Source organism: Hymenobacter baengnokdamensis (assembly GCF_008728635.1).
In the GTDB taxonomy this organism is placed as follows: domain Bacteria; phylum Bacteroidota; class Bacteroidia; order Cytophagales; family Hymenobacteraceae; genus Hymenobacter; species Hymenobacter baengnokdamensis.
Map to the genome: position 1 here is coordinate 1,526,744 of NZ_CP044285.1, position 15,139 is coordinate 1,541,882.

Genomic DNA, 15,139 nt, shown 5'->3' on the forward strand with positions numbered 1-15,139 from the left:
AGCCCCTACGCAGGTTGCAGAATATGCAGAATACGTTGCATATCCTCCACCGAGTCGAAGGAAATCTTGATTTCGCCGCGCCCCTGGGCCCCCGGCCGCAGCTGCACCTTCGAGCCGAAGTGGTCGGTAAGCTGGCGCTCGGTGCGGCGCAGCTCAGCCACGGGCACTACCGGCGTGGGCTGCGTGCGGGCGGCGGCCGGGCTGCCCACGGGCCGGCCAAAGCCGTTGCGCACAATCTCTTCCACGCGCCGCACTGACAGGTCTTCGGCCACAATGCGCCGGAATAAGTCTACCTGCTGCTGGGGGTCTTCGATGTTGATGAGGGCGCGGGCGTGGCCCATGCCGATAACCGAGTCGCGCAGGCCAATCTGGATGCTGGGCGGCAGCTTCAGCAGGCGCAGGTAGTTGGTCACGGTCGAGCGGTTTTTGCCCACCCGCTCGCCCAGGTCTTCCTGGCGCAGCTGGCATTCGCTGAGCAGGCGCTGGTAGCTAAGCGCGATTTCAATCGCGTTCAGGTTTTCGCGCTGAATGTTTTCAATCAGCGCCATTTCCAGCATCTGCTGGTCGTCGGCCTTGCGGATGTAGGCCGGAATCGTCTCCAGGCCGGCCAGCTTGCTGGCTTGCAGGCGGCGCTCGCCCGAAATGAGCTGGAAGGAGTTGGTGCCCAGCTGGCGCACCGTCACGGGCTGAATGATGCCCTGAATCTTGATGCTGTCGGCCAGCTCGGCCAGCGCCTCCTGGTCGAAGTGCGAGCGCGGCTGGTAGGGGTTGGCCTCAATCTGGCCCACCGGAATCTGGCCCACCGAGTTGACGGGGTGGGGCACCAGGCGCTGCTCGCGGTCGCCTTTGTGCTCGTAGCTGCCCTCAATCAGCGCGTTGAGGCCCCGGCCCAGACCGCCAATTTTGCGCTTGGCCGCGCCGGCCACGCCAGGGTTAGCGCTCAGGGCAGCCTGGATTTTCTCTTCGTTCTTCTCTACAGACATCTTGGCAAGGTTCCGGGGCCGAGAGGTCGGCGCCTGCGGAACTTCAAAATTACGGAGTAAGGGGCGAAGGGCAAGCCCTATGCGAAGTAGAACGACAGACTAGTTTGCCAGACATAGTTACTGTAGCTCCTGGCGCAGCCCGAGCACTTCGGCTACTTCCCAAACGCCCATGCGTCTGCTGCCCTCCATGAAGTAGCCGCGAGTGCCTAGACAAATAAGCTGGCGGTGAACGCTCCGTAAGTCGGGGTTCAATACGAACATATTGGCGCGGCCCATCGGCGCAAACGGTCCGTTTGGAATAGGAAACCCATCGGGGTCAATGAATTCTGGATACACCATCCAAGTATGAGAGCGGTCTTCCTCAGCATAACGGATGTCCCAACGAATGCCCTGATAAGCTGGCGTGTTGCGGCCTCCTTCTTCGGTAGTAAATAAGCGGTAAGTAACCCGAAAATCGGCTTCTCGACCAAAAATCTCCGTGTACGGGGTTCCACAGTCAGCTGCGTAGGCGCAAGCAGCTTCGATTTGCGTGGCGGTCAACTCGGGAAAATCGGCTATAATATCGTCTACGCTCATGCCGCTGCCCAGCCAGCCCAGCACGTCATTTACGCTGATGCGAGTACCCACAAGGCAAGCGCGCCCAAACCGAATTTCGGGGTCAATACCAATAAGTGGATGCGCAGCGGAGGATAGCATAAGCCGTTGAGTAGGCTTTTCTCAATGAGGCGGCGGACTAAAAGTCCGCACTACAGCTTACGCCAACTCATCCTCGGCCGCGGCCTCGGGGCGGGCCTCCACGCTGTTCTTCTCCACGATTTCGCGGGCCAGGTTGAGGTAGCTTACGGCGCCTTTGCTCTCGGCGTCGTGCAGAATGACCGGAATGCCGAAGCTCGGCGACTCGCTCAGCTTGACGTTGCGCGGGATGATGGTGTCGAACACGAGCTGCTGAAAGTGCATCTGGACTTCCTCTACCACCTGGTTGCTGAGGCGCAGGCGCACATCGTACATCGTAAGCAGGATGCCTTCGATTTCGAGGTTGGTATTGAGGCGGCTCTGAATTATCTTAATAGTATTCAGGAGCTTACCCAGGCCTTCGAGGGCAAAGTACTCGCACTGTACCGGAATGATAACCGAGTGCGCGGCCGTGAGCGCGTTCACCGTAATAAGGCCCAGCGAGGGCGAGCAGTCGATGATAATGAAGTCGTACTGGTCGGCCAGGGGGCGCAGAGCCTCCTTCATTTTCTCTTCGCGGTTGGGCAGGTTTATCATCTCTACTTCGGCCCCTACGAGGTCGATGTGCGAGGGCATGAGGTCGAGGTGAGGCAGGATGTTGGTGGGCAGGATAATATCCTGCGGCGCAATGCCATCTACCATGCACTCATATACACTATTATCTATATCTTTGGGGTCGAAGCCCACGCCCGAAGTAGCGTTGGCCTGCGGGTCGGCATCAACGAGCAGGGTCCGGTAGTCGAGCGCCGCCAGCGAGGCAGCCAGGTTGATGGCCGAAGTGGTTTTGCCGACGCCACCTTTCTGGTTGGCTACCGCGATAATTTTGCCCATAACAACAAATGATATAACTAAGAAAACACGCGGCGACAGAAAGTAAGCCTGCCAAAACCAGCGCGCTTCACTCTACAAAATAAGGCTAAAAAAAATGGATTTGCCAAGCAGGGCATGCCTGGCGAATCCAATAGGAGTAACGGCCCTGCCGGATGTGCTGGCGAGCGCCGCCGCGCAATTGCCCCAGAACGACTCATTTGGGTGCCATTCTGGGGACGATTGCCGGGTAGCGCTCGCCAGGGTCAACGGTTTTTACAGCGTAATGCTCTCGCCGATGCGCAGCAGGCGCAGGTTTTTGCCAGCGGCTTTAGCCTCGGCCAGCGCCGCCTCGTGGTTGATGGCGATAACGGGGAAGGTATCGTAGTGCATGCCGATAATCTCGGTAGTGCCCACCCAGTCGGCGGCTACCAGCGCATCGGTGATGCCCATGGTGTAGTTATCGCCAATGGGCAGCAGGGCCACATCTACCTTGTGCCGGTCTTTGATGAGCTTGAGGTCGTAGGTCAGGGCTGTATCGCCAGCGAAATAAAGCGTCTGGTTGTCAATGGTTTTGATAACGAAACCCATTGCCACACCGGCGTACGAGCCATCGGGGAACGAGCTGCTGTGGGCAGCGGCCACGCAATGCACTGTGCCGAAGGGCAGCACTACTTTGCCACCCAGGTTGGTGCCAATCACGTCGAGGCCCTTGGCCCCGAAGTAGCCGGCTATCTCGGCAATAGCCAGCACCTTGGCGCCGGTGCGCTTGCCGATGGCCTCCACGTCGGCAATGTGGTCGCCGTGGCCGTGCGAAACCAGGATGTAGTCGGCCTCGATGGCGCCAACATTAATGTCTTTGGCCAGCGGGTTGGGGCTGATAAAAGGGTCGAACAGCACGCGCACGTTGCCGACGGTGAGCAGGAAGGAGGCGTGGCCGAAATAGGTAAGCTGCATGGAAAGAAGAAAAATGGACGAAAAAGCCGGGCCATCATGGCCCCTACCTTTGCAACCGACACCCCGAACAGATGTTTCTACACGAATTGCGTTTTCGCTGGCTGACCGGCTTTATCCTCGGGGCCAGTGCCTTGCTGCTGGCTGCGTGCTCTGGCGCCGGGCTTTCGGCCGCCGACGAGCGCCGCGTATTTCGCTACAATCAGCCCGAAGCGCTCAGCTCGCTCGACCCGGCATTTGCCCGCAACCAGGCCAATAGCTGGGCCGTGGCGCAGCTCTACAACGGCCTGCTCGCCCTCGACTCGACCTTGCAGCCCGCTCCGGCGCTGGCGCGGCGCTACAGCATTTCGCCCGATGGTAAAACCTACACCTTTACGCTACGGCGCGGGGTGCGCTTTCACGATAGTGAGGCGTTTGCCGGCGGGCGCGGCCGGGAGGTAACAGCCCGCGATTTTGTCTATTCTTTCCGGCGGTTATTTGATGCCGCAACTGCTTCGCCGGGCGGCTGGATTTTTCGGGGTAAGGTGCTCGAAAAAGCCGGCGGCGAGCCCAGCGACACCTGCTTCGTGGCCGCCAACGACTCGACGCTGCGTATTCACCTGCGGGCGCCGTTTATTCCGTTTCTGAGTATATTAACAATGCCCTATGCCTATGTGGTGCCGCACGAAGCGGTGACGCGCTACGGCAAGGACTTTCGCGAGCACCCGGTGGGCACCGGGCCGTTCCAATTTAAGGTGTGGGACGAGGGCAATGTGCTGCTGTTGCACCGCAACCCTATGTACTGGCGACGCGACGCTAGGGGCCAAACATTGCCCTACCTGGATGCCGTGGCCATCAGCTTTATCGCGGACCGCAAGACCGAGTTTCTGACCTTTTTGCAAGGCAAGCTTGATTTTCTAAGCGGCATCCGCGAAGGCTCGCGCGACTTGATTCTCAATGCCGATGGCTCGGTGCGGGCCGATTTTAAGGGGCGTTTCAACCTGCAAAAAGCGCCTTATCTGAATACCGAGTACCTGGGCTTTCAGCTCGACTCGGCCAGGCTTACCGGCGAGCAGGCGCAGCAGGGCCGCGCCCTGCGCGACGTGCGCGTGCGCCAGGCGCTGAGCTACGCTATCAACCGGCCCGAACTGCTGGCCTATGTGCTCAACCACGTAGGGCGGCCCGGCGAGTCGGGCTTTGTGCCGGCCGCGCTGCCTTCGTTTTCGCCGGTGCAGGTGCCGGGCTACACATTTAAGCCCCAAAAGGCCCGCGAGCTGCTGGCGGCGGCCGGCTACGGCCCGGCCCGGCCCTTGCAGCTGCGCCTGAGCACGGTGGCCGAGCGCAAGGCCGTAGCCGAATATCTCCAGAAAAACTGGGCCGACGTGGGCATTCAGGTGCAGATTGACATCAACCAGTCGGCCGCCCAGCAGGAGCTGGTGGACAATGGCCGTACGGCCTTTTTCAGCAAAAGCTGGCTGGGCGACTACCCCGACGCGGAGAATTACCTGGCCTTGTTCTACTCGCCCAACTTCAGCCCCGCCGGCCCCGATAAAACGCATTATAAGTCGGCGGAGTACGACCAGCTTTATGCCCGCGCCATTCGGGAGCAGGAGGCGGCCCGGCGCACCGCGCTCTACCAACAGATGGACCGCCTGGTAGTGCGCGACGCACCGGTAGTTTCGCTGTATTACGATGAGGTAATCCGCCTCACGCAGCGCAATGTGCGCGGCCTCACGCCCAATCCCATGAACCAGCTGCTGCTGGAGCAGGTGCGAAAATTGTAGCGCCGGGTGGTGCTTACTTCTCCAAGCCGCTGTTGGTCAGCGGGTCGACGCGGGCCTGGACGTAGTTTATATAGCCCTGCAAGCTGGCCGGAATACCTTCTTCGGCATATACTGCGTGCAGGGGCTGGCCCACCGGATGCACCGTGATAATGCTGGCCGGCAGGTCGTTGGTGTTGCCTACGTAGCGTTCCTGAAACTTCGTGAACTCAACCCGCCTGGCCTCGGCCAGCATCTCGTTGATGGTCGCCACGGGCAGGCTCAGCGTGTGCTTGCCCAGCAGCTTTACAAAGCGCTGGCCATCGTACTCGACCCGGCCATCGGCAAAGATGGTAGCCGTATAAACCGGGCAGGTGCCGTAGCAGGGGGTGCGCTGCAAAATGAGCACTGGCTCGGCCTGCCGGGCCGGGGCCGCCGTAGCCGTGGATTTGGACTTGCGCGGCAGCTTCTTCTGAGCACAAGCTGGCAGGGCCAGCGAAATCGCGAGTAACCAAAGCAAAAAGCGCATCAGAATAAAATAAGATGAACAAGAAAATGAGCAATACTGCAAAAGTGCAGCGCCGGCAACAAAACGAAAACCAAGCCAACCTTGCGAAGGTGAGCTCATAAAAAAAGACGTATCGTAATGCTGAGCACTACAATACGTCTTTTTAAATAGTGGAAAACCTCTATGCTTTGCCGGGCGTCTTTTTTGCCTGCGCCTCGCGCTCCTGGGCAGTTTTCATGGCTTCGGCCAGGCGGGCCTGGAAGCCGCCGGGCTTTTTATCCTTGTTTTTCACCTTGTTGGCTTCGAGCTGGGCGCGAATCTTATCGTCGTTGACGAAGGAGCGGGTCAGGGCCTGCTGGCCCAGCGTGACAAGGTTGGAAACCAGGTAATACCACGTCAGGCCGGCGGCGAAGCTGTTGAGCACAAAGAAGAAAACCAGCGGCATGAGATAGCTGTAAAACTTCATCGGGCCCTGCATGGCCGCCGTGTTCATCTGGTTGCTCTGGTAGGTCATAAAGAGCGTTGAAATCGTCATCAGCACCGTGAAAATGCTGATATGATTGCCCAGGTAAGGCAGCGTAAACGGCAGCTTGATAAGGTTGTCGTAGGTGCTCAGGTCGTGGGCCCACAGGAAGGGCTGCTGGCGCAGCTCAATCGCATTGGGGAAGAACTGGAACATGGCAAACAGAATCGGCAGCGTAAGCAGCGTGGGCACGCAGCCGCTGAGCGGCGACACCCCAAACTGGTTGTAGAGCTTCATCGTCTCCTGCTGGGTTTTCACCTGGTCGTCGGGGTGCTTGGCCTTAATCTCGTCCAGCTCGGGCTTGAGCACTTTCATGCGGGCCTGGCTTTCGTAGGTTTTGTAGGTCAACGGCCACGTTACGAGCTTGATAATAATTACCAGCAGGAGGATAATAATGCCGTACGAGCTGATATACTGCTGCAAAAAGTTGAATACCGGAATCACTACGTAGCGGTTGACGTAGCGGAAGATGCCCCAGCCCAGGTACACGTTGCGGTCAAAGTTCGGGGCTACTGCCTTCAGCAGGTTGAACTGATTAGGGCCGAAAAAGAAGCGGTACTGGCCGCCAGCCGCGCTCGTCACGTCGGCTACCGGCAGGGTAAGCGTGGTGCTCAGCGTTTTGATAAACGTGGAGTCGGCCAGGTTTACCGTCGAGTTGAATTGCCCGCTGGTGAAGGGCTGCGAGTCGGCGATAAAGCCGGCCACAAAGAAGTCGTGCTTATCGGCCGCCCATTTGATGGGCGTAGCAATTTTCATCTCCTCCGGCTTTTCGCTGGCCTCGGCCAGACTGCCGGGGTCGTTGCTGGCCAGGTAGTGGTTGATGGTCGAGTGGTTGCGGTTCTGCTTGAGGTCCTGCTCGGTCTGGCGCACGTTATCCACGAAGCTGAACGTGAGCGGCTCCTGCGCCACGGCCACGCCGCTGAGCTTCAGGTTGTACTTCACCTCGTAGCCCGACTTGGGCAGCGTGTAAGTCTGCGTCACGGTGCCGCCGCCCACCGGTGCGGTAAAGGCCAGCTGCTGGCCGCCGTCGGCGGTAGGCTGCGGGGCGCTGGCCGCGAAGTTGAGCCCGGCAAACTCCACCGCGTGGCCGTCGAGGGTGCGCAGCCGGGTGTTGTAGCGGGCGCTCTGGGCGTCGAAAAGGTCGAGCGGCTTGCCGAAGAACGTCTTGTAGTTGTTCAGGCGCACGGCCGCCACCCGGCCGCCCTGGGTCGAGAAGGTGAGCGTCAGCTCCGGGTTTTTCAGCTCGATGCTGCGCACCGGGCCGGCCGCCGAGTCGAGCGGCGCCACGAGCACGGGCGCCACGGCCGGCGTCGTAGACGGGGCGGCCGTAGTGGTAGTGGTAACCTGGGTTTTAGCTTTGTCCTCCGCCTTCGGCGAGAAGAAAAACAGATACACCAGGAGCAAGGCCGAGATGAGGAACAGGCCAGTCGCTTGATTGCGGTCCATTTACAATTAAAAAAATTCGAAGGGCAAAGGTACGGCGGGGCAGGGGCGCTTACTGCTTATGCCATTAATAAGAACGTCATGCTGAGCCTGTCGAAGCATCTCTGCCACGCCCCAAGAGGTATCAACCCACTGAAGCGGCAGAGATGCTTCGCCAAGCTCAGCATGACGTTCTTATTTGCCTGATGCTTTAAGCTATTGCCCTTTCTTGTGCTGAATAGCCGCCTTCACAAACCGCACAAACAGCGGGTGCGGGGTTTCCACGGTGCTTTTCAGCTCGGGGTGAAACTGCCCGGCTACGAACCACGGATGTACCGAGGCCGGCAGCTCAACTACTTCAACCAGGCCGGTTTCGGGGTTGGTGCCGGAGGCAGTGAGGCCGGCCGCCTCAAAGCGACTCAGGTACTCATTATTAAACTCATAGCGGTGGCGGTGGCGCTCGCTGATAAGGTTACGACCGTAGGCTTTGGCGGCGCGCGAGCCCCGCTTTAGCTCGCAGGCGTAAGCCCCGAGGCGCATGGTGCCGCCTTTCTGGGTGATGTCCTTTTGCTCGGCCATCAGGGCAATAACCGGGTCGGGCGTGAGTGGGTCCATCTCGGTCGAGCTGGCTTGCGGCAAGCCCAGTACGTGGCGGGCGTATTCTACCACGGCCACCTGCATGCCCAGGCAAATGCCGAAGAACGGAATCCCGTTTTCCCGCACGTAGCGCACGGCAGCCACCTTGCCCTCAAAGCCGCGCTCGCCAAAGCCAGGCGCCACCAGTACGCCATCCACGCCCTCGAGCTGCTGCACGGCGTTTTCGGGCGTCAGGTGCTCGCTCTGGATACTGCGCACCTTCACCTTGCACTCGTTGGCCGCGCCCGCATGAATAAAGGATTCAATTATTGATTTATAGGCATCTGGTAATTCTACGTATTTGCCAACCAGCGCAATCGTTACTTCCTCGGTCGGGTTTTTGAGGCGGCCCAAAAACTCCTTCCAGTTTTCCAGCTCGGGCGCGTGGCCGCCGGTCAGGCGCAGCTTGGCGATAACGCGGGCGTCGAGCTCTTCCTTGAGCATGAGCAGCGGCACCGAGTAGATGGTGTCGGCGTCGAGGCTCTCGATAACGGCGTTGATTTTGACGTTGCAAAACAGCGCAATCTTGCGGCGCATCTCAGGCGGAATCGGGTGCTCGGAGCGGCACACCAGAATATCGGGCTGCAAGCCGGCTTCGCGCAAGTCTCTGACCGAGTGCTGGGTAGGCTTGGTCTTGAGCTCACCGGCTGCGGCCAGGTAGGGCAGCAGCGTGAGGTGAATCACGAGCGAATCGTTCGGCGGCAGCTCCCAGCGCAGCTGGCGCACGGCTTCCACGAAAGGCAGGCTCTCAATGTCGCCGATGCAGCCGCCGATTTCGGTTATCACCACGTCAAACTCGCCGTTCTGACCCAGCAGCAGCATCCGGCGCTTTATCTCGTCGGTGATGTGGGGCACTACCTGTACGGTTTTGCCGAGAAAGGCGCCTTCGCGCTCACGGCGGATAACCGTGTCGTAGATGCGGCCGGTAGTGACGTTGTTGGCCTGGGAGGTCGGTGCGTTCAGAAAGCGCTCGTAATGGCCTAAGTCCAAGTCGGTTTCGGCGCCGTCGTCAGTTACGTAGCATTCCCCGTGTTCGTAGGGGTTGAGCGTGCCGGGGTCGATGTTGATGTAGGGGTCGAATTTCTGAATAGTGACCCGAAAGCCCCTGGCTTGCAGGAGCTTGGCCAGGGAAGCGGAAATAATTCCTTTTCCGAGCGAGGAGGTGACGCCGCCGGTGACGAAGATATACTTCGCGGCCGACGCTGTAGGGGAGGGGGTGGAGCGTTCAGGCATGACGGGGGTCAAAGGTACGGTGTGGCCGCCCGCTACCTTCTCCAAGTAACCAGCGGTTGCAATTGCCAGGGTAATAGAAGGGCTATTTTTACGGCTGGTCGCACCACTTTAGGTCGTTTTCAGGTTAGAGGATGAGTTATGAAAAAAGAACGCAGAAATTATAAGGGTAGGTTTTGCGCAATACAGTGGCAATGTGGGCCAATGCTGCTGGTCTGGCTGTTGTTAAGCCAGTTGACACAGGCCCAGACTGCGCCCGTGGCGTTGCGTAAAGACCTTAAAAAGGACTTTGGGGCTGTAGGCGATGGGCGCACCAATGACCAGCCTGCTTTTGCGAAGGCCGCCGATTTTTTTAACAAGCGTGCTACAACCGCTGGTGGTACGGCGCGGGCTATGCTCACCATTCCGAAAGGGATATATGTGGTGGGCCAGCAAACGCCGCAGGGCGAAACCCCTGATGTGTTGCGGCTGATGAACTGCCGCAACCTGGCTATCGAAGGAGAAGATAGCGCCACGACCGAAATCCGCTATGCGTCGGGCCTGCGCTACGGCGCCTTCGACCCTACTACCCGGCAGCCGTACGAAGCCCCCACAGCTATGTTTACGGATGGGAAATATGCCGCCGGCTTGGGCACCTGCATTGTGTTGCAAGGCTGCGAAGATATCCAAGTATCCAACCTGACTATCAACGGCAACAGTCCGCACCTGCTAATAGGAGGGCACTGGGGCGATACCGGAATTCAGCTCGCCGCCGATGGGGTGTTTATCAGTGATTCGCGGAAGATAACTCTTCGCAACCTTTCGCTACATCATATGGGCCGCGATGGGGTGCAGGTGCTCAATCACTTAGCAAAGAGCCTGAACGACCCGCAACGCGAAAATATTGTATTCGAAAATTCTACATGCCTTTATAATGGTCGCCAAGGCTTGTCGCTGACCGGGGTCAACGGGTTTCGGGCGGTAAAGTGCCGTTTTAATCATACCGGCCGGGTACTGATGCCGGCTACCGGCAAGCCACTGTTTTCTAACCCCGGCGCTGGCCTCGACCTGGAGCCGCAGGACGGTTTTGTAACTAATGTTAGCCTCGAAAACTGTCAGTTTGTCGATAATGCCGGCCAGGGTATCGTGTCTGACCGGCCGAGCTTAAGTCAGCCGGCTTCTACCAAAAACATTGCGGTAGCGGGTAGCCTGATATGGGGTGTCACTAACTGGTCGACTTGGGTAACGCAGCCAGGGTTTTTGTTTAAAAATTGCTTTATCTACGGCGCATTCGTACATGGCTGTCAGGCGGCTACAGCAGCCGAGGCGACACGCTTTGTGGGCTGCACCTTTGAAGACCGGCCCTATCATGGGCAAGCGGCTTATGGCCCGTTTACGCTGCATTCCGACTCGTATGCCAAGCGTATGAGCTTTACTGACTGCCGCTTTGTAGGAACGCATAATTACCTTATGCATGCTATTCCGGCCACTACCGATTCGGCTAGTGCGTTTCATTTACGCAACTGCACCTTTCTCTACAATTATACGCAGCCGCCTCAAGGCTCGTACGACAAGCTACTGGGGGCAGTACTTAGTGGAAACACTATATTTAAAAATGGTCGCCAGAGCACCAGTAACCACCGTACCGCTTTTATGCTCGGCAATAGCGCCGATAAGTCCATGGTGGTGCGTGCCCCTGGTACGCTACAGTTCCTGGCCCCCAACTGCTACTACCTATTGGTAGGAGGGCTCGACGTGGGTAGATTGGAGGGCGGGGCGCATGGCTCCGCTAGTGTAACCGTGGCGGCCGATAATGCGTTGGTATTGAACGAGTCTCCGGGTAGAGTGCCTGAACTATATATTGGGCCCACCTCGCGCCTGATTGTGAAAAAAGGTGGCTCGCTGGAAGTGCTACGTCATACCAAAGTATCTATCGCTGGCCAATTGATAATAGAGGATGGGGCCTACTTCTTCCGTGACCCCTTGGCTGAAGTCAGCATTATAGGTGGGGGAAAGCTCCAGGTAGGCCCACAGGCTATTAAAACCAAGCATCCCAAGCTTTATTCTACTTATTATTAGTGCGCAGATGGTTTTTGTAATGATAGGTCGTAGTGAGCGACCTGCTTCATTCGGTTTAGAAAAAAATTAAATATACCGATTTATTTTTATTCAGCATACTATTGCTTGCAGGTGCGGCATAGCTGGGCACTGGTGTTTCGTCATCAAAAAGCCTTGCTGAGCGCAGGGCTCGGAAGGCTTTTTCTTGCAGCAAGAAGTAGCTTCCTTGGCCCGGACGGCTGGGAAAAAAACTAGTGAAATGGCTAGCAGTAAGGGCGGCAGCCTGTAAGCTTATTTTGGGTAGTCATACTGACTTAAATAATCGTGCTCACGCCCACGGCAACGTTGTGGGCATTCCACTGCTGCTCGTTGGAGTCGGCCACCCAGAAGGCCACGTAGCTGCCCACCTGCTCGGTGGTGTAGGGTGCCGAGCCGTTCAGCTCAGGCGTTAATATGTTGTTGCTTATGGCTTCATCTACCCCTTCGCGCACCAGGGCCGCTTCGTCGGTCAGGCCCAGGTGGTCGAGGAGCATGGCAGCCGAGAGGATAGCCGCCAGCGGATTGGCAATTCCCTGGCCTTTAGCCTGCGGGTAAGAGCCGTGGATGGGCTCAAACACCGCCACGGCCGCGCCCACCGAGGCCGAAGGCAGCAGGCCCATCGACCCGGCAATCACCGAGGCTTCGTCGGATAGAATATCGCCAAACATATTTTCGGTTAGCACCACGTCAAACTGCCGGGGGTTGGTAATCAGCTGCATCGCGGCGTTGTCCACGAAGAGGTAGTCGACCGTCACTTCCGGGTAGTCGGTGGCCAGCTCGCGCACCACTTCGCGCCACAGGCGTGAGGTCTCCAGCACGTTGGCTTTGTCGACGAGGGTGAGGTGGCCGCGCCGGCCGGCGGCGGCCTGAAACGCCAGGTGCGCGATGCGCTCAATCTCGGGGCGCGAGTAGGTGCAGTGGTCGTAGGCGGTGCCATCGGCCGTGCGGCCTTTTTCGCCGAAGTAGATGCCGCCCGTCAGCTCCCGGAAAATAACCAGGTCGGTGCCTTCGATGCGGTCGGCTTTCAGGGGCGAGTGCTTCAGCAGCGCCGGGTAGGCCGTAACGGGGCGGATGTTGGCAAATAAGCCCAGCTCTTTGCGCATCCGCAGCAGGCCCTGCTCGGGGCGCACCGGGGCGGTAGGGTCGTTGTCGTACCTGGGGTCGCCGATGGCGCCGAACAGTACCGCGTCGGCGGCCCGGCAGGCAGCCAGCGTTTCGTCGGGCAACGGGTTGCCGGTGGCGTCGATGGCGCAGGCTCCTACCAGGTGTGAGGCAAACTCAAACCGGTGGCCGAAGCGCTCGGCTACGGCGTCGAGCACTTTCACGGCCTGCCGACAAACTTCCGGCCCGATGCCATCACCGGGCAGCAACGCTATTTTCTTAGTTACCATGTCCACGCGCGTTGTTTTTCAAAGGCCTCAATGGCCGGTTTCTGATTCACTAAAAAGTCGATGTCGTCGTAGCCGTTAAGCAGGCATTCTTTTTTATAGGCGTCGATGGCGAAGCCGAAGGATTCGCCCCAGGCCGGCACCGCTAGCGTTTGGGAGGGTAAATCCACCACCAGCGCCAAGCGCGGGTCGGCCTCGATGCCGGCCAGCAGGCGGGCCAGCACCTCGTCGCTCACCTGTAGGGGCAGCAGGCCGGTATTCAGGGCATTGCCCCGAAAAATATCGGCGAAATAGCTCGAAATCACTACCCGAAAACCCGCGTCGTACAGCGCCCAGGCGGCGTGCTCGCGGCTGGAGCCGCAGCCGAAGTTCTTGCCGGCTACCAGAATCCGGCCCTGGTAGCGCGGATTGTTCAGTACAAAGCCGGCCCTGGGCGAACCGTCGGCCTGGTAGCGCCAGTCGCAAAACAGGTTGGTGCCGAAGCCTTCGCGGGTAGTGGCTTTCAGGAAGCGGGCCGGAATAATCTGGTCTGTATCAATATTTTCCAGCGGCAGCGGAACGGCCGTGGTGCGCAGCGTTTGAAATTTTTCCATTAGTTCAAATACTGCGTAATATCCACGATGCGGCCCTGCACGGCCGTAATAGCCGCCACCAGCGGGGAGGCCAGCAGCGTGCGCGAGCCGGGGCCCTGCCGCCCCTCGAAATTGCGGTTGGAAGTGGCCACGCAGTAGGCTCCGGCCGGAATCTTGTCTTCGTTCATGGCCAGGCAGGCGCTGCAGCCGGGCTCGCGCAGCTCGAAGCCGGCGGCGGCAAAAATCTTGTCGATGCCTTCGGCAATGGCCTGCTGCTCCACCAGCTTGGAGCCGGGCACGATGATGGCCTCGACGTGGCCGGCCTTCTGCTTGCCCTGCACGTAGGCGGCCACGGCGCGCAGGTCTTCGATGCGCGAGTTGGTGCAGCTGCCGATGAATACGTAGTCAATCTGCTTGCCCAGCAGCGATTCGCCCCGCTCGAAGCCCATGTATCTGAGTGATTTAGCAAAGCTTTCGGCCTCCGCGGCGGGCACCTCGCTCGGCACGTGGCCGGTGAGCGCAATGCCCATGCCGGGGTTGGTACCGTAGGTAATCATGGGCGTGATATCGGCCGCCGCGAAGGTGTGCTCGGCTTCAAACGTAGCGTCGGCGTCCGAGTAGAGCGTCTGCCAGTAGGCCACGGCGTCGTGCCAGGCCGTGCCTTTGGGGGCAAAGGGCCGGCCCTCCACGTAGGCCAGGGTAGTAGCATCGGGCGCGATGAGGCCACCGCGCGCGCCCATCTCGATGCTCATGTTGCAGACCGTCATGCGCCCTTCCATGCTCAGGCTGCGCACGGCGCTGCCCGCGTACTCCACAAAGTAGCCGGTGGCGCCGCCCGTGCCGAGCTGCGCGATAACGTAGAGAATCAGGTCCTTGGCCGTTACGCCGGGCCGCAGCTCCCCTTCCACCGAGATGCGCATGCGCTTGGGGCGGCTCAGCAGCAGGCACTGCGAGGCCATTACCTGCGCTACCTGGCTGGTGCCGATACCGAAGGCCACCGCGCCAAAGGCGCCGTGCGTAGAGGTATGGCTGTCGCCGCACACGATGGTGGTGCCCGGCAGCGTCAGGCCCAGCTCGGGGCCGATAACGTGCACGATGCCCTGGCGCTGGTGGCCCAGCCCGTACAGCTCAATGCCGTACTTCCGGCAGTTCTCGGTCAGCTTATCGACCTGTGAGCGCGAGAGCGGCTCGGCAATGGGCAGGTGCTGGTTCAGGGTCGGCACGTTGTGGTCGGCGGTGGCTAAGAGCCGGCCGGGGCGGAACAGCGGCAGCTGGCGGGCGGCCAGCTCGTCGAAGGCCTGCGGACTGGTGACTTCGTGAATCAGGTGGCGGTCGATGTACACCACGTCGAGCCCACTCTCGATGGAGCGGACAACGTGGGCATCCCAGATTTTATCGACTAGCGTACGGGGCATGGCAGAGATAAGAATAGGCTAGCTTAACGAATGCGTAGGCACTAGCAGCGCCGGCTAAAAGGCTAAGGAAACGAAGCAGCAGGGGGAAGTTTTGGTCGTGTTAAGGTTGTGAAAGAGCGGCGTTATTGGGGTTTTAACCCGACCCCCTGACTTC

General features: G+C 59.3%; 12 protein-coding genes. 2 read left to right on the forward strand and 10 right to left on the reverse strand.

Annotated elements, in window-relative coordinates; genetic code table 11:
- Positions 1-5 precede the first annotated feature (5 nt).
- The 4 genes from F6X24_RS06485 to F6X24_RS06500 form a co-directional block, all read right to left on the reverse strand.
- Positions 6-983, reverse strand: coding sequence for a ParB/RepB/Spo0J family partition protein (locus tag F6X24_RS06485; protein ID WP_151087231.1), 978 nt, complete (start codon positions 981-983; stop codon positions 6-8).
- Between the two features lie 117 nt (positions 984-1,100).
- A complete protein-coding gene (locus F6X24_RS19315) occupies positions 1,101-1,679 on the reverse strand; it encodes a DUF433 domain-containing protein (RefSeq protein WP_151087232.1) in 579 nt (192 codons plus the stop codon).
- Positions 1,680-1,736: 57 nt separating this feature from the next.
- Complete coding sequence (locus F6X24_RS06495) at positions 1,737-2,546, reverse strand: ParA family protein (protein WP_151087233.1); 810 nt, start codon at positions 2,544-2,546, stop codon at positions 1,737-1,739.
- Positions 2,547-2,798: 252 nt separating this feature from the next.
- On the reverse strand, positions 2,799-3,479 hold the full coding sequence (locus tag F6X24_RS06500) for a metal-dependent hydrolase (protein WP_151087234.1): 681 nt from the start codon (positions 3,477-3,479) through the stop codon (positions 2,799-2,801).
- A gap of 86 nt (positions 3,480-3,565) precedes the next feature.
- On the opposite strand from F6X24_RS06500, the gene F6X24_RS06505 reads away from it, so the two are divergent.
- Complete coding sequence (locus tag F6X24_RS06505) at positions 3,566-5,239, forward strand: ABC transporter substrate-binding protein (protein ID WP_229725396.1); 1,674 nt, start codon at positions 3,566-3,568, stop codon at positions 5,237-5,239.
- Between the two features lie 13 nt (positions 5,240-5,252).
- On the opposite strand, the gene F6X24_RS06510 is transcribed toward F6X24_RS06505, so the two are convergent.
- From F6X24_RS06510 to F6X24_RS06520, 3 genes are all read right to left on the reverse strand, one after another.
- Positions 5,253-5,744 (reverse strand): DUF6438 domain-containing protein, encoded by a 492-nt coding sequence (locus F6X24_RS06510; RefSeq protein WP_151087236.1) that lies wholly within the window; start codon positions 5,742-5,744, stop codon positions 5,253-5,255.
- Positions 5,745-5,904: 160 nt separating this feature from the next.
- Complete coding sequence (yidC, locus tag F6X24_RS06515) at positions 5,905-7,692, reverse strand: membrane protein insertase YidC (RefSeq protein ID WP_151087237.1); 1,788 nt, start codon at positions 7,690-7,692, stop codon at positions 5,905-5,907.
- 192 nt (positions 7,693-7,884) lie between these two features.
- A complete protein-coding gene (locus tag F6X24_RS06520; protein ID WP_151087238.1) occupies positions 7,885-9,537 on the reverse strand; it encodes a CTP synthase in 1,653 nt (550 codons plus the stop codon).
- 231 nt (positions 9,538-9,768) lie between these two features.
- Between F6X24_RS06520 and F6X24_RS06525 the strand changes: the two genes are divergently transcribed.
- On the forward strand, positions 9,769-11,592 hold the full coding sequence (locus F6X24_RS06525; protein WP_191906482.1) for a right-handed parallel beta-helix repeat-containing protein: 1,824 nt from the start codon (positions 9,769-9,771) through the stop codon (positions 11,590-11,592).
- Between the two features lie 293 nt (positions 11,593-11,885).
- Here F6X24_RS06525 and leuB read toward each other — a convergent pair whose 3' ends face one another.
- Genes leuB through leuC form a run of 3 tightly spaced genes read right to left on the reverse strand, consistent with a single transcriptional unit; the run spans position 11,886 to position 14,985 of the window.
- Positions 11,886-13,001 carry a 3-isopropylmalate dehydrogenase gene (gene leuB, locus F6X24_RS06530; RefSeq protein WP_151089538.1) on the reverse strand — a complete coding sequence of 372 codons (1,116 nt, stop codon included), beginning with the start codon at positions 12,999-13,001 and terminating at the stop codon, positions 11,886-11,888.
- On the reverse strand, positions 12,995-13,591 hold the full coding sequence (gene leuD, locus F6X24_RS06535; protein ID WP_151087240.1) for a 3-isopropylmalate dehydratase small subunit: 597 nt from the start codon (positions 13,589-13,591) through the stop codon (positions 12,995-12,997). Before leuD ends, leuB begins: the two co-directional genes overlap by 7 nt.
- Positions 13,591-14,985 (reverse strand): 3-isopropylmalate dehydratase large subunit, encoded by a 1,395-nt coding sequence (gene leuC, locus F6X24_RS06540; RefSeq protein WP_151087241.1) that lies wholly within the window; start codon positions 14,983-14,985, stop codon positions 13,591-13,593. Before leuC ends, leuD begins: the two co-directional genes overlap by 1 nt.
- Positions 14,986-15,139: the final 154 nt, after the last annotated feature.